Annotated in this window: 19 protein-coding genes; 9 read left to right on the plus strand and 10 right to left on the minus strand. The window is 70.2% G+C overall.

Annotated elements, in window-relative coordinates:
- Window positions 1–5: 5 nt before the first annotated feature.
- The 7 genes from ACK4JY_RS00820 (at window position 6) to ACK4JY_RS00850 (ending at window position 7,548) form a co-directional block, all read left to right on the plus strand.
- Complete coding sequence (locus tag ACK4JY_RS00820) at window positions 6–881, plus strand: cytochrome c1 (RefSeq protein ID WP_409602216.1); 876 nt, start codon at window positions 6–8, stop codon at window positions 879–881.
- Window positions 882–1,031: 150 nt separating this feature from the next.
- Window positions 1,032–1,586, plus strand: coding sequence for a DUF1579 domain-containing protein (locus ACK4JY_RS00825; protein WP_409602218.1), 555 nt, complete (start codon window positions 1,032–1,034; stop codon window positions 1,584–1,586).
- A gap of 68 nt (window positions 1,587–1,654) precedes the next feature.
- The gene (locus ACK4JY_RS00830; protein ID WP_409602220.1) at window positions 1,655–3,322 is read left to right on the plus strand and encodes a M28 family metallopeptidase; all 1,668 of its coding nucleotides are present in this window, start codon (window positions 1,655–1,657) and stop codon (window positions 3,320–3,322) included.
- Window positions 3,323–3,400: 78 nt separating this feature from the next.
- Complete coding sequence (locus tag ACK4JY_RS00835) at window positions 3,401–5,023, plus strand: M28 family peptidase (RefSeq protein WP_409602222.1); 1,623 nt, start codon at window positions 3,401–3,403, stop codon at window positions 5,021–5,023.
- Window positions 5,024–5,033: 10 nt separating this feature from the next.
- Window positions 5,034–5,423, plus strand: a complete 390-nt coding sequence (locus tag ACK4JY_RS00840; RefSeq protein WP_409602224.1) for a RidA family protein — start codon at window positions 5,034–5,036, stop codon at window positions 5,421–5,423.
- 59 nt (window positions 5,424–5,482) lie between these two features.
- Window positions 5,483–5,911 carry a thiol-disulfide oxidoreductase DCC family protein gene (locus tag ACK4JY_RS00845; protein WP_409602226.1) on the plus strand — a complete coding sequence of 143 codons (429 nt, stop codon included), beginning with the start codon at window positions 5,483–5,485 and terminating at the stop codon, window positions 5,909–5,911.
- Window positions 5,908–7,548 (plus strand): DUF4166 domain-containing protein, encoded by a 1,641-nt coding sequence (locus ACK4JY_RS00850; protein ID WP_409602228.1) that lies wholly within the window; start codon window positions 5,908–5,910, stop codon window positions 7,546–7,548. The genes ACK4JY_RS00845 and ACK4JY_RS00850 overlap by 4 nt, the downstream gene beginning before the upstream one ends.
- On the opposite strand, the gene ACK4JY_RS00855 is transcribed toward ACK4JY_RS00850, so the two are convergent.
- The 8 genes from ACK4JY_RS00855 to ACK4JY_RS00890 form a co-directional block, all read right to left on the minus strand.
- A complete protein-coding gene (locus ACK4JY_RS00855; RefSeq protein ID WP_409602230.1) occupies window positions 7,545–8,549 on the minus strand; it encodes a DUF6607 family protein in 1,005 nt (334 codons plus the stop codon). The two genes, ACK4JY_RS00850 and ACK4JY_RS00855, sit on opposite strands and share 4 nt — an antisense overlap.
- Before the next feature lie 21 nt (window positions 8,550–8,570).
- Window positions 8,571–10,778: a TonB-dependent hemoglobin/transferrin/lactoferrin family receptor gene (locus ACK4JY_RS00860; RefSeq protein ID WP_409602232.1), complete on the minus strand. Its 2,208-nt coding sequence runs from the start codon at window positions 10,776–10,778 to the stop codon at window positions 8,571–8,573.
- A 94-nt stretch (window positions 10,779–10,872) separates the two neighbouring features.
- Window positions 10,873–12,009: a beta-ketoacyl-ACP synthase III gene (locus ACK4JY_RS00865; RefSeq protein ID WP_409602234.1), complete on the minus strand. Its 1,137-nt coding sequence runs from the start codon at window positions 12,007–12,009 to the stop codon at window positions 10,873–10,875.
- Window positions 12,010–12,088: 79 nt separating this feature from the next.
- Complete coding sequence (locus ACK4JY_RS00870) at window positions 12,089–12,952, minus strand: HpcH/HpaI aldolase/citrate lyase family protein (protein WP_409602236.1); 864 nt, start codon at window positions 12,950–12,952, stop codon at window positions 12,089–12,091.
- A complete protein-coding gene (locus ACK4JY_RS00875) occupies window positions 12,952–13,629 on the minus strand; it encodes an SDR family NAD(P)-dependent oxidoreductase (RefSeq protein WP_409602238.1) in 678 nt (225 codons plus the stop codon). The genes ACK4JY_RS00870 and ACK4JY_RS00875 overlap by 1 nt, the downstream gene beginning before the upstream one ends.
- Before the next feature lie 29 nt (window positions 13,630–13,658).
- Window positions 13,659–14,009: a type II toxin-antitoxin system PemK/MazF family toxin gene (locus ACK4JY_RS00880; protein ID WP_409602240.1), complete on the minus strand. Its 351-nt coding sequence runs from the start codon at window positions 14,007–14,009 to the stop codon at window positions 13,659–13,661.
- The gene (locus tag ACK4JY_RS00885) at window positions 13,999–14,202 is read right to left on the minus strand and encodes a hypothetical protein (protein ID WP_409602242.1); all 204 of its coding nucleotides are present in this window, start codon (window positions 14,200–14,202) and stop codon (window positions 13,999–14,001) included. The genes ACK4JY_RS00880 and ACK4JY_RS00885 overlap by 11 nt, the downstream gene beginning before the upstream one ends.
- Before the next feature lie 65 nt (window positions 14,203–14,267).
- Window positions 14,268–14,759, minus strand: coding sequence for a GAF domain-containing protein (locus ACK4JY_RS00890; RefSeq protein ID WP_409602244.1), 492 nt, complete (start codon window positions 14,757–14,759; stop codon window positions 14,268–14,270).
- 266 nt (window positions 14,760–15,025) lie between these two features.
- Between ACK4JY_RS00890 and ACK4JY_RS00895 the strand changes: the two genes are divergently transcribed.
- Window positions 15,026–16,519 carry a tetratricopeptide repeat protein gene (locus tag ACK4JY_RS00895; RefSeq protein ID WP_409602246.1) on the plus strand — a complete coding sequence of 498 codons (1,494 nt, stop codon included), beginning with the start codon at window positions 15,026–15,028 and terminating at the stop codon, window positions 16,517–16,519.
- A 15-nt stretch (window positions 16,520–16,534) separates the two neighbouring features.
- On the plus strand, window positions 16,535–18,022 hold the full coding sequence (locus ACK4JY_RS00900; RefSeq protein WP_409602248.1) for a hypothetical protein: 1,488 nt from the start codon (window positions 16,535–16,537) through the stop codon (window positions 18,020–18,022).
- A gap of 21 nt (window positions 18,023–18,043) precedes the next feature.
- Here ACK4JY_RS00900 and ACK4JY_RS00905 read toward each other — a convergent pair whose 3' ends face one another.
- Window positions 18,044–18,562, minus strand: coding sequence for a hypothetical protein (locus tag ACK4JY_RS00905; protein ID WP_409602250.1), 519 nt, complete (start codon window positions 18,560–18,562; stop codon window positions 18,044–18,046).
- 11 nt (window positions 18,563–18,573) lie between these two features.
- Entirely contained in the window at window positions 18,574–19,668 is a 1,095-nt protein-coding gene (locus tag ACK4JY_RS00910; RefSeq protein ID WP_409602252.1) for a zinc-dependent alcohol dehydrogenase, read from the minus strand.
- Window positions 19,669–19,698: the final 30 nt, after the last annotated feature.

Here is a 19,698-nt window from a genome sequence, read left to right on the forward strand (position 1 = left end):
CGACCATGACCCTCCAGACGAACATCCGCTCGATGAAAAAGACCCTGGTCCTGATCGCCGTGGCGGCCGGCCTGAGCTTCGCCGCCGTCCAGCCGGCCCTTGCGGCCGGCGAGGCCAAACACCCGCGCAAGGGCGGCTTCAGCTTCGAGGGCCCGTTCGGGACCTTTGATCAGGCCCAGCTGCAGCGCGGCTACAAGGTCTATCGCGAGGTCTGCGCCTCGTGCCACGGCATGGACCTGATGTATTTCCGCACCTTGGCCGAGCCGGGCGGGCCGTTCTACGACTCGCACCAGATCAATCCGGCCGAGAACCGCTTCGTCAAGGCGCTGGCCGCCGAGGCCCAGGTGCCGGACATCGACAGCGAGACCGGCGAGGCGATCATGCGCGACGCCGTCCCGGCCGACCGCTTCCCCAATCCGTATCCGAACGCCACGGCCGCCGCGGCGGGCAACGGCGGCGCCTTCCCGCCCGACCTGTCGGTCATGGCCAAGGCGCGTCACGACGGGGCCAACTACATCTACTCGCTGCTGTCGGGCTACCAGGCGGCTCCGGCCGGCCTCGAGATCCGGCCGGGCCAGTACTACAACCCCTATATGGCCGGCGACCTGACGCCGTTCGTGCCGGAAGGCGCCCATGTGCCGCCGGGCGGCTTCATCGCCATGCCGCCGCCGCTGGCGGACGGTCAGGTGACCTATGACGACGGCACGGCGCAGACGGTGGACCAATATGCCAAGGACGTCGCCGCCTTCATCGCCTGGGCCTCGGATCCGAAGCAGGTCCAGCGCAAGCAGTCGGGCGTCGGGGTGCTGATCTTCCTGCTGCTGTTCGCCGGCGTGACCTATGTCAGCTACCGCCGCATCTGGAAGGGCGTCGCCCACTAGGCCTCCGCCTTTTCGTGAGACCATCGACCCGCCGGGGCCTCAGCGCCGGCGGGTTTTTCGTGCCTGCTTGTCAGGCAGCGAAAAGAACTTTATAACGCAAAGCACACAAGGGGAGGCCGGGTGATGCGGAAGGCGTTTCGGATTTCACTGATGGCGGCCGCCGCCGTCCTGTCGGTCGGACTGACCACGGCCACGGTGGCTCAGGAGCTGCGGCCCGCTGGCAGCCAGGAGCAGCGCGACGCCATGCGGCGGCTGTCGTGGATGGACGGCGAGTGGACCGGCACGGCCTCGGTCTACGCCGGCCCCGGCCGCACCACCACGCACAGCCACACCGAGCGGATCGGCCCGATGGTCGGCGGCTCGATCAAGGTGATCGAGGGGCGCACGATCGAGGCGGACGGGGAGGTCTCGTTCAACGCCTTCGCCGTGGTGTCGTGGGACGATGCGACCGATCGCTACACGATGCGCTCCTGGGCCAACGGCATGGCGGCGGACTTTCCGCTGGAGGCGACGGCCGACGGGTTCCGATGGTCGACGCCGAGCCGGGGCGGCCGGATGGACTATGTCACGACCCACAGGGACGGCGAATGGGTCGAGACCGGGGACTTCGTCCTGCCGGATCGCGAGCCGATGCGGGTGATCGAGCTGCGGCTGCGCCGTCGCGGCGACACGGGCTGGCCGGCGGCCGATCCGGTCGTACCGTGATCGACAGGGGCGGACGCACCGCCTAACGTCCCGCCGGGTCTGTTTTCCGGCTGAGGGTGTTCCTGTTCATGCGTCTCCTTTCGACTGTCGCCGCGCTCGCCGCCGGCGCCCTGCTCACCGCCTGCGGCACGGTGGGCGAGGCCCCCGGGTCCCCTGTCGGGCCCGCCGCGTTCGACGCCGCGCGCCTGCTGGAGCACGCCCGGGTGCTGTCGGACGACAGCTTCGAGGGGCGCGGCATCGGCACGCCGGCCGAGGACAAGGTGGTCCGCTATCTGACCGAGCAATACGCCGCCGCCGGCTTCCGGCCAGGCGGCGAGAACGGCACATGGACCCAGGCCGTGACGCTGAACCGCTTCACCGCCTCGGCCGTCGAGGCCCGTTTCGAGGTCGGCGGGGAGACGGTGCCGCTGACCCAGGGACAGCAGATCGTCGTGTCGACCCGGCTGCCGGGCGAGGCCGTCGCGCTGAACGACGCGCCGCTGGTCTTCGCCGGCTATGGCATCACCGCGCCGGAGCGGAACTGGAACGACTTCAAGGACGTCGACGTGCGCGGCAAGGTCATCGTCGTGCTGGTCAATGACGCCGATTTCGAACAGCCGGAACTGGACACCTTCAACGGCCGGGCGATGACCTACTACGGCCGCTGGACCTACAAGTACGAAGAGGCGGCGCGGCGCGGGGCGGCGGGGGTGATCATCGTCCACGAAACCGCCCCGGCCTCCTATGGCTGGGCCACGGTGACCAACAGCTGGTCGGGGCCGCAGTTCGACATCGTGCGCGAGAACGCGGCGGCCGAACGCGTGGCGGTCGAGAGCTGGATCCAGCGCGATGTCGCCGTCGACCTGTTCCGCGCCGCGGGGCTGGATTTCGACGCGCTGAAGGCCCGGGCGCGCAGCCGCGACTTCCGGCCGGTCGAACTGCCCGGCGCGACCTTCAGCAGTTCCTTCGACGTGGCGACCAGCCAGATCGTGACGCGCAATGTGCTGGCCCGGCTGCCGGGGACGACGCATCCGGACGAGACCATTCTGTATACGGCCCACTGGGACCACATCGGCGTCGGCGAGCCTGACGCCAATGGCGACGCCATCTTCAACGGGGCGGTCGACAACGCCACCGGCACCGCCGCCCTGCTGGAGCTGGCCCGCGTCTGGGCCGCCGGACCGCGCCCGGAGCGGTCGATCGTGATGATCAGCTTCACCGCCGAGGAGAGCGGGCTGCTGGGTTCGGAATACTACGCCGCCAATCCGGTCTGGCCGCTGGAGACCACGGTGGCGGGCTTCAACATGGACGCGATGAACGTCTATGGCCGGGTCGCCAGTCTCGGCGTCGTCGGCCATGGCCAGTCCGAGCTGGACGAGCGGCTGGCCGCGGCCGCCGCGCGGCAGGGGCGCGGGATCGAGCCCGACGCCAATCCGGCCGCCGGCAGCTATTTCCGCAGCGACCACTTCCCGCTGGCCAAGCGCGGGGTGCCGATGGCCTATGCCGAGGGCAGCGGCGATTTCCGCGACGCCCCGGTCGAACCGCGCGAGGCCGCGCGGAACGAGTACGGCGCGAAGCGCTATCACCAGGCCGACGACGAATGGTCGGCCGACTGGGATCTCGCCGGGCAGATCGAGGATATGGACGTGGCGCTGTGGATCGGCCGTGATCTGGCGAACAGCCGCGACTGGCCGGGCTGGAAGCCGGGCTCGGAGTTCGGTCCGGCGAGGGCGGCCAGCGCGGCGGCGCGCCGCTAGACATATGACGAAAACTTAATGGGCGGCCCGGCGGGGTCGCCCTAGAGTGCGTCCACAATCGGGATGGAGCCTGACTATATGTTTCGTGCATTCACCAGCGGCGTCGCCGCCGCCGCCCTGCTTCTGGCCGCCGGTTCGGCCCTGGCGCAGGATTTCTCGGCCGAGCGGATCAGCCAGGATATCCGCACCATCAGCGACGACTCCTATCAGGGCCGCTATCCCGGCACCGACGGCGAGCGCATGACCCTGGCCTGGCTTCAGGCGCAGTACGAGGCCATGGGCCTGCAGCCGGGCGGGCCGAACGGCCAGTGGCTGCAGCCGGTGGAGCTGAAGCGCTTCACCCCCGTCGCCGCCACCGCCAGCTGGACCGGACCGGACGGGACGGTCCATCCGCTGACCGTCGGAACGGACGTCGTGGTCCGGGCCGCGACCAATGACGGCAAGGCCTCGATCGCCAATGCGCCCGTCGTGTTCGTCGGCTACGGCATCACCGCGCCCGAGCGGAACTGGGACGACTACGGCGACGCCGACGTGCGCGGCAAGGTCGTGGTCGTGGTCCCGGGCGAGCCCGAGGGCGAGCTGTTCAACGGCGAATACAGCACCAACTACCAGTCCGGCTCGTACAAGGCCGACGAGGCCTTCCGTCGCGGCGCGGTCGGCGTCATCACCCTGATCGCCCAGCCTGCCGCCTCGCCGATGTGGCAACGGATGGTGCAGGGCGGGGCGCGGGCCCGGCCCACCGCGCCGGGCGCGGCCGATCTCGAATTCTCCATGTCGGTCAATCACGACGTGGCCCTGCAGTGGGCGACCGCCGCGGGCCTGGACCTGGGAGCGCTGGGCGAGATCGGCACGGGCGGCTTCAAGGCTGTGCCGCTGAACGGCGTCACCCTGTCGGTCGAGGCCGAGGAGTCGATCACCACCCTGGTGACCCACAACCTGCTGGCCATCATCCCCGGAACCGAGCGGCCGAACGAGACGATCGTCTATTCGGCCCACTGGGATCACGTCGGCGGCGAGGCGCAGCATCCCGAGACGCCCGGCGACGACAAGATCTTCAACGGCGCCTGGGACAACGCCTCCGGCACGGTCGGCGTGGTCGAGATGGCGCGCCAGCTGAGCGCCGCCCCGCGGCCCGAGCGCTCGATCGTCTTCGCCCATATGGCGGCGGAGGAGATGGGGCTGATGGGCGCCTATGGCTATGCCGCCGATCCCGTCTATCCGCTGGAGACGACGGTGGCCGACATCAACATCGACATGCTGCCGCTGTCCGGCTCGACGAAGGACATCCCGATCTTCGGCAAGGGCCAGAATGACCTCGAGGACCGGCTGCAGGCGCTGGCCGAGCCGCTCGGCCGCTACGTCACCGACGACAGCATGCCGGAGCAGGGCTTCTACTATCGCTCGGATCACTTCCCCTTCGCCCGCGCCGGCGTGCCGGCGATCATGCCGTGGCACGGCTGGGACTGGGTCGACGGCGGCAAGGAAGCCGGTGAGGCGGCCTGGAAAGCCAAATTCGGCGCCGACTACCACAAGCCGTCGGACGAATGGTCGGCCGATCTGGACTTCACCTCGGCGGTCGAGAACCTGACCCTGCTCTATCACCTGGGTCTGGACCTCGCGAACAGCGCGGACTGGCCGGCGTGGAAGCCGACCTCGGAGTTCGCCCAGGTGCGCGCCCGTTCGGACGCCGCCCGCCAGTGAGTCTAACCCGGTGACCCTTTCGACACGGCCCCTGACCGGCGACGGCTCGCCGCCGGTCGAGGGGTCGTATCCGCAGGCGGTCGAGGTGATCGGTGCGACCCGCTGGCTCTTTCTGTCCGGCCAGATTCCGGTCGCGCCCGACGGTTCGCTGGCCGCCGGTTTCACCGCCCAGTGCGAACAAGTCTGGGACAATATCGAGGCCCAGCTGACCGCCGCCGGCATGACGCTGGACAACCTCGTCAAGGTGACGACCTTCCTGTCGGACCGGGACTGGGCGCTGGAGAACCGCGAGGTCCGGGTGCGCCGGTTGGCGGGGCGCCAACCGGCCCTGACGGTGATCGTCACCGGCATTTTCGACGAGGACTGGCTGGTCGAGATCGAGGCGGTGGCGGCGGCGTAACGTCGCCTTGCCCGACTGCATGACCGGACGCAGTCTCGACCGATGAAAGCCTTGCACCGATGAGCCGCTGGTCGCCGCGAGAGGCGAGGGGGGAACCCGAGGGCCTGATCCTGTTCGACGGGGTCTGCGTCTTCTGTTCGCGCTGGGTGCGGTTCGTCATCGACCGCGATCCGCAGGCCCGCTTCACCTTCGCGCCGATCCAGTCGGAGCGCGGGCAGGCGCTGGCCGTGAGGTTCGGCATCGACCCCGAGGCGCCCCAGACCAACGCCGTGATCTGGAACGGACAGGCCTGGTTCAAGTCGGACGCAGCCCTTACGGTACTGGGCGAACTGGACGGGACGCGGCCCCTGGCGGGGCTGAAGGCCGTGCCCAGGGCGATCCGCGACCCGGTCTATGACCTGATCGCGCGCCATCGCTACCGCATCTTCGGACGGACCGAGGTCTGCATGGTCCCCTCGGCCGAGGACCGGGCGCGGTTCGTGTCATGACCCGGGTGCTGGTGGTCGGGGCCGGCGGGGTGTTTGGGGCGCGGCTGTGCGAGGGCCTGCTGCGCCAAGGCTTCGAGGTCGTGGCGGCGGGGCGCGATGCGGGTCGGGCGGACGCCGTCGCCGCGCGGTTGAGGCGCGCGTTCCCGGGCGCCGTGGTCGAGGCGGCGGCGCTGGATACGGCGACCGTGACGCCGGGAGACCTGCTTGCGACCGGCGCGGTCCTCGTCGCCGACGCGGCGGGACCGTTTCAGGGCGCGGAGCCAGCCACGGCCCGCGCCGCCATCGCCGCTGGCCTGCACTATGTCGATCTCGCTGACGGGCGGGATTTCGTGGCGGCGTTCCCGGCGCTGGACGCGGCGGCGAAGGCGGCCGGCGTGGTCGCCCTGACCGGGTGCAGTTCGACTCCGGCGCTGTCGAACGCGGTGCTGGACCGGCTGACGGCCGGTTGGCGCGAGGTGGTCTGGGTCGAGGCGGCGATCTCCCCCGGGGCGCGGGCGCCGCGGGGGCTGTCGGTGATGCGGGCCATCCTTTCGTGGCTGGGACGGCCGGTGAGGGTGTTCGACGGCGGCGAGTGGACGACGCGAGCGGGCTGGAGCGGGCTGTATCGCCGCGACTTCGGCCGCGCCGGGCGGCGGCGGGTGTCACTGTGCGAGACGCCGGACCTCGACCTGTTCCGGGCGCGCTTCCAGCCGCGCGAACGGGCCCTGTTTCTGGCCGGGCTCGAGCCGTGGCCGACGCATGCGGGGGCGTGGGTGCTGGGCCGGCTGGTCAGCCTGCTCCGCTGCGACCCGGTCCCGCTGGCGGGGCTGTTGGTCCGTCTGTCGGGATGGGCGGCTCCATTCGGTTCAGACCGGGGCGCGATGCGGGTGGAGGCTTGGGGCGTCGATGAAGACGGGCGCGCGGCGCGGGCGGTCTGGCGGCTGGTCGCCGAGCCGGGCGAGGGGCCGGTGACGCCCAGCCTGCCGGCGCTGGCGGCGATCCGGGCGATCGCGGCCGGGCGGGTCGCGCCCGGGGCGCGGGCCTGCGTCGGGGAACTGACCCTGGAGGCCATCGTCGCGGAGATGGCGCCGCACGGTCTGGCGACGGAGATCGTCGTCGAGCGCGGCGCCCCCTACGCCCGCGCCATCGGCCCTGCCTTCGACGGACTTCCCGCCGCGATCCGGGCGCTGCACGAGACGCCGGGTCGCTCGCTCTGGCGCGGCGAGGCGAGCACCGGCGGGGCGGACGGCCGGCTGGCGGCCCTGGTCGCCCGGATCGTCGGCTTTCCGGATCAACAGTCGGCTTGCCCCGCCGAGGTCGCCATCGACGCTGACGGGACCCGCTCGATCTGGCGGCGGCGCATTGGCGGCCACGCCTTCTCCAGCGTGCTGTCGCGGCCGCGTGAAGGCGGGCGCGTCGAGGAACGGTTCGGACCTGTCGCCATGGACCTGCGGCTGACGCCCGAAGGCGACCGGCTGGTCTATCGGGTCGAGGGCTGGCGACTGGGGCCGATCCCCCTGCCTCTCGTCCTCGCGCCGTCGACCGTCGCCCATGAGGAGGTCGACGCCGAAGGCCGGTTCGTCTTCGACGTCGAGATCTCCGCGCCGCTGGTCGGGCGGCTGGTGCGCTATCGCGGCTGGCTGGTGCGCGAGGCCTAGGGGGCGACCGTGGCCCGGGCGATCAGGGCGCGGGCCTCGGCGATGGCGGCTTCGGTGGTCAGCTTGCCGTCCTGCACCTCGACGGCCCAGTCCATCAGCGGCTTGCCGGTGACGGCGCCGCGGTTGGCTTCTTCCTCGAGATACAGGCCGCCCGAGGCGACGATGGCCTCGTCCCAGGCGGCGCGGACGCCGGCCCAGTAGTCCTTCGTCGCGGCCCAGTAGGCGTCGCCGGGCGTCGGGTCATAGGTGTCGACCTTGCGGTAGGTGTTGATCACATCCTCCTGGACGATGGCGGTCAGATCGCCGTCGTCGCCCCCGGACGGGCCCATCTTCACATTGTCCTGCAGATGGACCCAGCCGACCGGGGTCAGGGCGTGGCGGTTGGTCCCGAGGTAGCGGTCGTAGACCGGATCGCGCACGGCGTCGCGCCGGGCCAGCGGACGCCAGGTCGGGGCGCCGGTCCATTCGGCGACGCCGTGATCGTAGGACCAGCGGCCGACGCCGCCGTACCGGGGACTGTCGTCGGTCTGCCAGACGGTCTGGGCCCAGGCCCCGCGGCGCTGGTCCGCGTCGACGGGGGTCAGGGTCCAGCGGTTGGGGCCGGCGTAGGTCAGCACCGTTTCGGGCTCGAACACCCAGTCCTGGCGCCAATGCTTGACGACGAAGTGATTGCCCGCGTCGTCGCCCATGACGAGGATGTGCTGCAGGCTGATGCGGTCGCCGTCGTCGTAGACGACGCGGACGATCTCGTCGCCGGCCGACAGCTTCTCCTCCAGCGGCTCATAGCCTTCGCGGAAGCTGACGTTCTCGCGCATGTCGAAGCGGACGCGCCACTGGCCGGCCTGGGTAAGGATCGACTGGCGATCGCGCTGGAATTGCGAGGCGGGGGCCTCGGCCGGCGCGGTCGCGGCGGGGGTCTGGGCCAGCACCGGCTGGGCGACCAGCAGGGCGGCGGCGATGACGAAGGCGCGGGGCATGTTGCGATCCATAATGCGAGTCATTCTCGTTATCGTCCTGTGTGATCAGTAGCGCAAGGCGAGGGAGAGGCCGACGTTCCGGCCCGGCTGGGTGTAGGCATCCAGCACGGCGGAGGTCGCCGCCACGCCGCGCACGTCGCTCCACCAGCTGTAGGTTTCGTCGAAGACGTTGAAGAGGCCGACGCGGGCGGTGACCCTGTCGTTGACGTTCCAGTATGCGGTCAGGTCCAGCAGGGCGAAGTCGTCGCCGACGGCGCAGCCGAGGGCGGGATCGGCGTTGAAGCAGGACAGACCGTCGGTGTCGGACGGGTCCTTCGCCTGCGACCAGGTGACGATGGCCTGGCCACCGAAGCGGCCGGCCGGCTCGTCAAAGCCGAGACCGAGGACGACCTTGACCGGGTCGATGGTCGGCAAAGCGGTGGTCACCCCGGCGCTGGTCGTGTCGCCCTCGGCCCAGGCGGCGGCGAAGCGGGCGCTGACGCCATTGTCCCACCACAGGTCGGCCTTGGCCTCGACGCCCGAAATCTCGACATCGGTGAAGTTGACGAACTGGAACACCGCCGGGTCGGCCGGGGTGAAGGATCCCGACACCACCTGCTGGCTGATGAAGTCCTCATAGTCCGAGCGAAAGCCGACCAGCTGGCCAGAGAACCGGCCGCCGATGAGGTCGATGTCGCGCAGGCGGGCGCCGATTTCGAGGCTGCGGCTGGTTTCGGGCTTCAGGTTCGGGTTGGGGCTGGAGACGTAACCGAAGGCGGCGTTGGAGAAGAACTGGTTCACCTGGCTGGGGGTGGGGGCCTTGAAGCCCGCGGCCCAGTTGCCGAACAGCTGGACGGTTTCGGTCGCCTGCCAGACCACGCCCAGCTTGGGCGAGACGTGGTCGCCGGACTGGTCGGCGCGGGCGCCGGGGTACAGCGGGTCGTCGGCGGTGGACAGGTCGTAGCGGTCCCAGCGGATGGCCGGAATGATCTTCAGTGCGCCATTCATCAGGCCGATCTCGTCCTGCACGAACAGGCCGGCGAGGGTGTAGTCGGTCCTGGGGAAGGCGCTGGTCGGGAAGGTCTCGCCCATCGGCGGGACCGTGCCGTCGCGGACGCCCTGCTGGGTCGTCTCCGACGCGTCGCCGCCGAAGGTCAGGCGGTGGGCGCCGAGGGTCTTCACCGCGTCGGCGGCGAAGCCGAGGACCTCATTGTCAAAGCTGTTGTCGCGGGTGCGGTCGATCGCCGGGTTGCGGTCCTCGAAGGTGAACTGGCGGGTCTCGGCCTGCTGGGCGTAGACGCTGGCCTGGGCGCGGTCGAGGCCGAGGACCCGGCCGCCGCGCCAGCCGAGGTTCCAGCCGCTGCGGCGGGTCTCGTCGTCGGCCAGCAGCGCCAGCACCGAGGCGGTGCGGCCGCTCAGCACGTCGGCGGTGGTGTTGCTCTCGTACGAGTCGTAGCCGGCGCGCAGGCTGTGGCCGGGGGCGATGTCCCAGACGCCCTTGAGCAGGAGGGCGTCTGAACGGGTCTCCTGCGGATTGGCCATGGTGCGGGCGCCGCCGACGCCGCCGACGGTCGCTTGCGTCTCCGTCTCGCGGCTGTCGCGGCCGGTCCAGGCCAGCAGGCCGGACAGGGCGCCCGAGCGGCCGGCGACCATGGCCGAGGTCGTCACCCCCTCGTCGGCCGAATTGTAGCCGACCCGGGCGCGGGCGCCGAAGGACTCGCCCGACCGCAGCAGGTCGGCGGGGTCCTTGGTGGTGAAGGCGACGGCGCCGGCGACGCCGTCGGAGCCGTACAGGGCCGAGGCGGGGCCGCGCAGGATCTCGACCGACTTCATCAGGTCGAGATCGGCGTAGCCGCCGCGGCCGACGCTCTGGGCGCCGAAGACGAAGCCGTCGGGGACGCGGACGCCGTCGACCACCATCAGCACCCGGTCGCCGCCGAGGCCGCGGATGGTGAAGCCCTCATTGCCGGCCCGGCCGGTCGTGCCGAGGGCGGCGCCGAAGCGGGACGGCTGGCTGACGACGCTGACGCCCGGCTCGAAGCGGATCAGGTCCTTGATGTCGGTCGCCAGCATCGCCTCGATCTGTTCGGCGGTGAAGACGGTGACCGTGGCCGGGGCCTCGTCGGCGCGGCCCTCGCTGCGGGTGGCCAGGACGGTGACCGGCGGCAGCTGGGTCGGATCGGCGCCGGGGTCGGTCGAGGGGTCCCCGGCCATGGCCGGGCCGGCGGCGGCGAGGAGGGCGGCGAGCCCGGTGGAGAGGAGGAGAGTGCGCATGTCAAAAGCCCCGCTGGGAAAGGAGCGGGGCAATTACTGCGAATGATTATCAGAATCAACCGCAATGGTGACGCGGTTATTCCAAGGGGGCGGCTCAGCGCTTGCGGACGAACACCGTGCCGGCGGAATAGCCGGCCCCGAAGCTGCAGATCAGGCCCGTGTCGCCGGGTTCCATGCCGTCCTGATGCAGGTGGAAGGCGATGATCGAGCCAGCCGAGGAGGTGTTGGCGTAGTCGTCGAGGATGATGACGTTCTCCTCGGGCGTCGGCTCGCGGCCCAGCACCTTGCGGCCGATGAACTGGTTCATGTTGATGTTGGCCTGGTGCAGCCACAGCCGCTTCAGGGGCGCGGGATCGACGCCGAGGTCGGCGGCGTGGTCGATGATCATCTCCGAGACCATCGGCACCACATCCTTGAAGACCTTGCGGCCCTGCTGGACGAACAGCTTGTCGGTCGCGCCGTCGACGACCGGTTCGGCCTTGCCGGTCGGCAGGGCGGCGCGGTTGAGGAAGCCGAAGTTGTTGCGGATGTTGTTGGACATCACGGTCTTGAGCCGCGTGCCGAGGATTTCCCAGCCGCCGACGGCCTGGTCTTCGGCCTCAACGATCACGGCGGTGGCGACGTCGCCGAAGATGAAGTGGCTGTCGCGGTCGCGGAAATTCAGATGGGCCGAGCAGATCTCCGGGTTGACCATCAACACGGCCTTGACCGAGCCGGAGGCGATGAAGTCGGCGGCGGTCTTGATGCCGAAGGTGGCCGAGCTGCAGGCCACGTTCATGTCGAAGGCGAAGCCGTCGATGCCCAGGGCCTGCTGCACCTCGATCGACAGGGCCGGATAGGGGCGGGGCATGTTGGAGGCGGCGCACAGGACGGCGCCGATCTCGCTGACCGGCTTGCCCCAGGCGGCGATGGCTTGGCGGGCGGCGGCCACGGCCATCTCGGCCATGAGCGAGAGGTCGTCGTTGCCACGCTCGGGGATGTGCGGCGTCATCCGGGCCGGGTCGAGGATGCCGGCCTTGTCGACGACGAAACGCGACCTGATGCCCGAGGCCTTCTCGATGAACTCCACGGAGGAGGGAGTCAGCTCGGCGACATCGCCCTCGAGGATTTCGGCGGCGTGGTCGATGTTGAACTGCTGCGCATACGCATTGTAGGCCGCGACCAGCTCCGCGTTGGAGATGGACTGTTCCGGCGTGAACAGGCCGGTGGCGGCGATGACGGCTTTGGTCATGGGGAAAATGGGGCCCTGGCGCTCGCGGCGCGGCCGCTCGCTGCTTGAGGGCCGCCGCTGAGTTCTGTTTCTGGACGGACTAGATAGGCGCGACTTGCGGCGGCGTCGAGGCCGCCTCGTGACGGGCCAGTAGCCTGTGGGCCGCCTCGAGATGCAGGCGCTCGACCATGCGGTAGCCGACCCGGATCGCGCCCTTGCCGGCGGCGTCGGCGGCGGCGAAGGCGGCGACGATCTCGCGGGCCTTGGCGACCTCTTCGGGGGAGGGAGAGAAGGCGGCGTTGGCGGCGGCGATCTGGGCGGGGTGAATCAGGCTCTTGCCGTCGAAGCCGAAAGCGCGGCCCTGCCGGCATTCGGTCCGGAGGCGCTCCGCGTCGTCGGTGGCGTTGACCACGCCGTCGATCGCGAGAAGGCCGTGCCCGCGCGCGGCGGCGACGACGGCGGCCAGCCATGGCTTGAGCGGCTCGCGGTTGGCGTCGAGGACGAGGTTCATCCGCTCGCCAAAATCGTTGATGCCCAGCATCAGGGCGGCGAGCGGGGCTCCGGCTCCGGCGCCGGCGATGGCGTCGAGCCGCAGGACCGACAGCGGCGTCTCGACCATGATCCACAGGGCGACGTCGGCGGGGAGGCGGGCGGCGACCTCATGGACCGCTTCGGGGCTTTCGATCTTGGGGGCGACGACGAAGTCGGGCGTCAGGCCGGCGAGGGCGGCCAGATCGTCGGCGCCCCAGGGGGTGTCGAGGCCGTTGACCCGGACGCCGACGCGGGCGGCGAAACCGCCGGCGGTCAGGGCCGCGACGGCGGCCTGCCGCGCCTCGGCCTTGGCGTCGGGGGCGACGGCGTCCTCGAGGTCGAGGATGACGGCGTCGGCGTCGAGGCCGCGCGCCTTTTCGATCGCGCGCGGATTGCTGGCGGGCAGGTAGAGGACCGAGCGGGTGAGTTGCATCAGACGCGGCCCGTAACGGGGATCAGGGCGCCGGTGACGGCGCGGCTCGCGGGCGAGGCGAAGAACAGCATGACGCTCGCGAGGTCGGAGGGCTGAACCCATGTCGCCGGATCGGCGTCGGGCATGTCCGCACGGTTTTGGGCGGTGTCGAGGATCGAGGGCAGGACGGCGTTGACGGTGACCGAGGTCGACTTCAGCTCCTCGGCGAGGCTTTCGGTCAGGCGGTGGACGGCGGATTTGGAGGCGGCGTAGGCGCCCATGCCGGCCGCGCTCTTCAGGGCGCCGTTGGCCCCGACGTTGACGATGCGGCCCTCGTCCGAGCCCTTCAGGTGGGGCAGGGCGGCGCGACTGGCGTTGAGGGCGGTGGTCAGGTTGAGGGCGAACATTTTTGCCCAGGCCGGGTCGGCGTCGTCCGTGGTCTGCCAGACGAAGCCGCCGGCGATGTTCAGCAGGGCGTCCAGCCGGCCGAAACGGGCGACAACGGCGTCGATGGCCCGGGTCGCCGAGGCGGGATCGGTCAGGTCGACGCCGCCCAATTCCAACACGCCGTCCGGGGCAGCGTGCCCCGAGGCGTGATCGATCACGGCGACCCGCAGACCGTCCGCCAGCGCCGCCTCGACGACGGCGCGGCCCAGCGCGCCATGGCCGCCCGTGATCGCGATTACCCGTTCCTTCATTTCATCCTCGAATTCGAAACGCCCAGCGGTCAGCCGATTATCCGGGTTACAGCGTCGTGCAGGTCGGTCTGATCCCGGGTCGTGAGCCGCCCCAACGTCCGGATGATCAGCCGCTGTTCAAGCGTCGCAATCACCGCCTTGACGGCTGAGGGCTTCAGAAGACCTGCTTCGGACCAGTCCCGAATCCACACCTCGCCAAGCGAAGCGATCGGCCGCATCTGGCTGGTCACGGCCATCACGATCACATCCGGCTTTTCGCGGTTGTAGGCGAGCGCGCTGATCACGACGGCCGGTCGCCGTTTAACCGCGGTCTGATCCGTGAACGGAAATGGGACCAGGACAATGTCGCCGAACCCGAACTCCGTCGGTTCAGAGGGCATCGTAGGCGTCGTCCTCGGGATTGCTCCATACAACGGCGAACGCGGGCGCGCTGGCGGCGGCGGCCATTCGCGAAAGCGAGCGCGCCTTTTCCCGCTGGCCGATGAAGTCGACGAAATCCTCGATCTCGGCGATCCGATCCATGGGCAGGGCGCTGATCTTGTCGATCAAAGCCTTGGGACGGGCATTGGCCATCTGTGATCTCCTCGTTCGATAGATAGTCCGAAGCAGGCGAGGGGGCCAGTCCGCTTGCTCGCCCGCTAACCGAACACCCGGGCCATCAACCGTTCCAGCGCCCCGGCGTCCGTGGCGTCGAAAGCGGACGTTTCGGTCGCATCGACGTCGAATACCGCGATCAGGTCCCCCGAGGCGTCGAACACCGGCACGACGATCTCGCTGGCCGAGCGGGGGTCGCAGGCGATGTGGCCGGGGAAGGCGTGGACGTCGTCGACGATCTGGGTCGCGCGGTCCCGCGCCGCCGTGCCGCAGACGCCGCGGCCGAAGGCGATGCGCAGGCAGCCCAGCGTGCCCTGGTAGGGGCCGACCACCAGTTCGTCGGGCTTGCCCGGATCGACGACGTAGAAGCCGGTCCAGAAGAAGACGGGGAAGGCGTCGGCCAGCATGGAGGCGACCGTGGCCATGCGGGCGACGCGGTTGGGCTCGCCATCCAGCACGGCGAGGATTTCGGCCTCCAGCTCGGCGTAGCGCGCGGCCTTGTCGGCGGGTCGGTCGTCGCGTGCGAGGTAGGCCATTTGGAGCTCCGGCGGTCAGGCCGATGCATATAGGGACGCCCGTCGTGACTGGCGAGAGGAGGTTTCTCCCGCCAAATGCATTCGCAAACCCCTGATTCGCGACGCTAAGTCCGGTACCGCACACAAAAGGGCCGAGATGCGGCAACGCTTTGTCGCAAACCAGCGTTAACCTTGACAGATGGTTAACTGGACGGAACTGTCACGCTTGCGCAAGGGTGGATGCGCGGGCCCCGGGGCTGTCGGCTTTTGATCGAGAGGGGGGGCGTATGCGCGACGATCATTCGAATCACGACGACCGGCCCCGTTCGGGTGGTCGGCGGGCTCCGCTCGCCATCGCCGCGGTCGCTGGCGTGCTCGCGATCGCCGCCCTCGGCATGGCCTCGTGCGGCGACCGCAGGGGCGGAGTCCGTTTCTGGCAGAGGGCGGACGCCAGCTCTGACGCCTGCCCGCGCCCCGCCTCCCTGACCGGCTCCGAGTTCAACGCCCAGGAGGCCGGCCTGCGCGCGCTGCGCCGCGCCGCCTTCCGCGGCGACTTCTTCGCTCAGCTGGAGCTGGGCTCGCGCTATTCGGCGGTCCGGGCCACCGACAAGAATATCGAGGACCCGATCGAGAGCGCGACCTGGTACGCCATGGCGCTGTCCAATGACGAGGGTTACGCGCCGATCAACCGGGTCGACCGCGGCGGCTTCGGCGACTGGCGGCCGCTGTCGAAATACGACGACTGCCGGGCCTATGAGCGGCACACCGCCTATCAACGGCTGGACCGTCAGTTGGGCCAGATGACGCGGGAAGAGCAGGAGGCGGTGCGCGACCGCGTCGTCTATGTCCTGTCGACCCAGGACGCCGAGGGCTTCCGCACCCTGGCGCGGCTGCATGACGGCCTGTACGGCCCGTTTGGCGAGCCGGAGGACAATCGCGAGGCGCGCGAGGCTTGGGGCCGGGGCGGCGGCGGCGGCGGTTCGGCGGCGGAGCGCGACCGGCGCCGGCGCGGCTATCGCGCCGCCACCAGCCTGTTCCCGCGCAACGACGTCGACGCCTATCTGTACAACTACCTCGCGGTGCAGACCGGCGATGTCGGCGCCTATGTGCTGATGAAGGATTTCGAGAAATCCGCCCCGAGCCGCGACCAGTACAGCCGCTTCGTCGAGGCCAAGGCCCGGCAGTGGACGCCGCCGTTCGAATTCTATCCCAATGAGGCGCCGGCCTCGGGCGTGCCCTTCTCGGACGAGAGCCGGCCGCGCGGCGACGCCTATGAATACGCCCTGACGCGGATGGCGAGCGAGCTGCCGTTCATCCATGTCGGCCGGGCCCTGCGCTACCTCGGCATCGCCGAGACCGCGGCGACGCGTCCCGAGGACCTGTCGAAGCGGCAGATCGAGACGCTGGAGGCGATGCTGGGCCATCCGATGGAGGGCCGGCTGTCATATCTGGAGCGGGTGCGGGCCATCCAGCTGGCCGCCGTCAACGGCTCGTCCGAGGCGCAGCTGGTGCTGGCGGTGATGTACGCCGAAGGCATCGGCCTGCCGGCCGACTACGCCCGCGCCTTCAAATGGTTCGACGAGGCGGCGCGCCAGGGCAGCCCCGAGGCCAAGTTCGCCATGTCGAGCTATTTCGCCCTCGGCGTCTCGGGCGTGGCCGATCAGGACAAGGCCCAAGCCGTGGCCTTGCGCATCGACTCCGCCCTGTCCGGCTTCGGCCCCTCGGCCGCCCGCCTGCAGGCCGTGCTGGCCCAGGTCTCCCGTTCGCAGCAGCGCCGTTAAGGAGGGCGTGGACCCATGTCGACCCGTTTCCCCTTCGCCCGGATGCAGGCAACGGTCACCGGACTCGGCGTGATCGCCGCCGCCGTGGTCGGCGTCTCGCTGTCGCCGGCCCCCGCCGCCCACGCCCAGGTCGCGGCCAGGGTCGAGAGCCAGACCCGGCCGAACTTCGGCGTCCTGCTGGACCCGCCGACGCGCAGCTATCGCAACCGCGGTTCGAACCACCGGCGCTATGACTATCGCCGGCATCGCCCGGATTGGCGGCCTGATCACTATCGCCCGGGCGGCGAGGAGATCGTGCTGGTCGACTGCGGCGGCAATCCCGGCAGCGGCGCGGTCGAGGACGCGGTGCGGCGGGTGCGGCCGGGCGGCACGCTGGTGATCCGCGCCCGCGCCGGGGCCTGCGTCGGGTGGCTGAACATCGACAAGCCGCTGACCATCATCGGCGAGAGCGGCTTCGATCCGCGCGACTGGGCCCGTACCGGCAACCCGACGCTGCAGGCGCCGGACGGCCTGCCGTGCCTCACCGTCGCCCAGGGCGTGCGGGTCGAGATCCGCGACGTGGTGTTCGCCTCGCCGCGCGCCGGCGACGCGGCCTGCGTGGTCGGCTACGGCGCCGAGATCATCATGAACCGCGTCGGCTTCCGCCACGCCGGCGACGAGGCCGCGATCTATGTCGACGGCGGCCTGCTGGACGTGCGCAATACGGTGATCGAGGCCCAGACCATCGCCCCCGCCATCGTCGCCGACGGGGCCGTGCTGAACGCCTGGGAGATGGTCGTCACCGGGGCCCAGTCGGGTCTTGAGCTGATCCCCGGGGCCGGCCAGACCTCGCGCATCGCCTCGACCACCCTGAAGGGCACGGGGGCGCCGAACGCCTTCGGTCCGCGCTCGATCGGCGTCATTGTCCGCTCGGGCCGGGACTATGGCCGGATCGAGATCGAGAACACGGCGATCGTCGGCTATGTCGAGGGGGTCGCCATCGAGGGCGCCTCGGTCGACATCACCGGCAGCCGGGTCGGCCGCTCGGACAAGGGGGTGGTGCTGTACAATGGCGAGCTGCGGCTGACCGACAGCCGCATCCGCGCCGCCACGGTCGGCGTCGCCGCCGCCTCGGGCAGCGCGGTGGTGATCAACAACGTCTTCGCCGGGGTGCGCGACGTGATCTACGCCGAAGACCGCGCCAATGTTCAGGCGCGCGACAACCGGGTCTATTCGCAGCACGTCTGCCGGCCGCAGTTCCGCGACCGCTACCGCGGCCGGTACGAGCCCTACTGGCGTCCGGGCGAGGGCTGGGAATGCGCCTTCGGCTCCTATCCGCGCGACTGGTGGGACAGCGAGGACGGCCTGCTGGGGCTGGAGTACCAGGACGACGGCTATTCGCTGGACGGCTATGACCAGTATCAGAGCGGCCAGGGCTGGTACGACCGCGACGGGCGCTACATCGACGACGGTCGCTACCGCGGCGAGGACCGCTGGAGCCGCGGCGGGGGCTGGGGGCGGTAGCGACAGCCCCTTGGGGTGAGTCTAGTCGCGGTCCCGGCGCAGCAGCCAGATGACGGCCATCAGTCCGATACCCACCGCCGCGGCGGTGGCGGCTGCGGCTTCCCTTGAGCGGGCCTGCTTCACCAGTCCCATTTCCACGAGCGGATTGGGCATGCGGCCGCGGCGGACATCCTCGATCAGGCCCTCGACGGCATCGACGCGGTCCGCCGCCATCAGGAGGAGCCAGTGGCCCCACTGGCTCTCGCTGAAGGCGAAGGCGCGCCGGCGGATCGCGCCGCTGAGGCCCCGGGGCGGCGTCGAGACGCCATAGGTCGCCGTTCGCCGCTCGTGTTCCACCGACTGCAGGATCTCGACGTCAGAGGTCTGCAGCGGGGGCCGGTCCCAGTTGAGACCGGGTCCGTCATCCTTCGAACGGTCCCGCATCGGCCAGGTCGGATCGTTCTCGATATCGGCGTCGACGCCCCAGCCGTTGACCGTGGTCGGGTCGATCCGCGGCTGGAGGGTGTCGGCGGCGGCTCTGGCGCGCGTGCTCTGCGTCATACCGGTCTCCTTCAGGCGGCGTTGGGGATCAGGACCGGCTTGATGCAGCCGTCCAGCTTGGATGAGAACAGGTGGTAGGCCTCGGCGACGTGCTCCAGCGGCACCCGGTGGGTGATGATCGCCTTGGGATCGATCCGGCCGGCCTTCACATGTTCGATCAGCTTGGGCAGGTGCCGCTTCACCGCGGCCTGGTTGGCGCGGATGGTGATGCCCTTGTTCACGACATTGCCGATCGGGATCATGTTGCCGGTCGGGCCGTAGACGCCGACGATCGAGACCACGCCGCCCTTCTTCACCGAGTTGATGGCCCAGTGCAGCGGGACGGCCGAGCCGGCCTCCAGCTTCAGCTTCTTGCCGAACAGGGTGTGCCAGCCGCTGCCGGAGGCGTCGGCGCCCACGGCGTCGATGCAGACGTCGGCGCCGAGACCGCCCGTCGCCTTCTTGAGGAAGACTACGGGGTCGCCGATCTCGCGGAAATCATAGACCTCGGCCGGGCCATAGGTGCGGGCGAAGTCGAGGCGATATTCGATGTGGTCGATGACGATCACCCGGCCCGCGCCGAACAGCCAGGCGCTGCGGGCAGCCAGCAGGCCGACGGGGCCGGCGCCGAACACCACCACCGTGTCGCCCGTCTGGATGCCGCCCATTTCGGCGGCCTGGTAGCCGGTCGGGACCACGTCGGTCAGCAGCACCGCGTCGTCCGGATCCATCCAGTCGGGGATGATGGTCGGGCCGAAATCGGCATAGGGCACGCGGACGTATTCGGCCTGGCCGCCGTCGTAGCCGCCGGCGGTGTGGGAATAGCCGAAGATGCCGCCGACCGCCGTCGCCTCGGGGTTGGACTCGTGGCAGTTTCCGAACAGGCCCTGTTTGCAGAAATGGCACTGGCCGCAGGCGATGTTGAAGGGGACGAGGACCCGGTCGCCGACGGACAGGTTGTCGACCGCCGAGCCGACCTCCTCGACGACGCCGCAGAACTCGTGCCCGAAGGTCATGCCGACCCGCGTGTCCGGCACCATGCCGTGGTAGAGGTGCAGGTCCGAGCCGCAAATGCACGACCGCGTCACGCGGACGATGGCGTCTCTCGGATGCCGGAGAAACGGCATGGGCTTTTCTTCGATCCGCACCCGGCGGGG

It is taken from the genome of Brevundimonas sp. (genome assembly GCF_046295595.1).
GTDB lineage: Bacteria > Pseudomonadota > Alphaproteobacteria > Caulobacterales > Caulobacteraceae > Brevundimonas.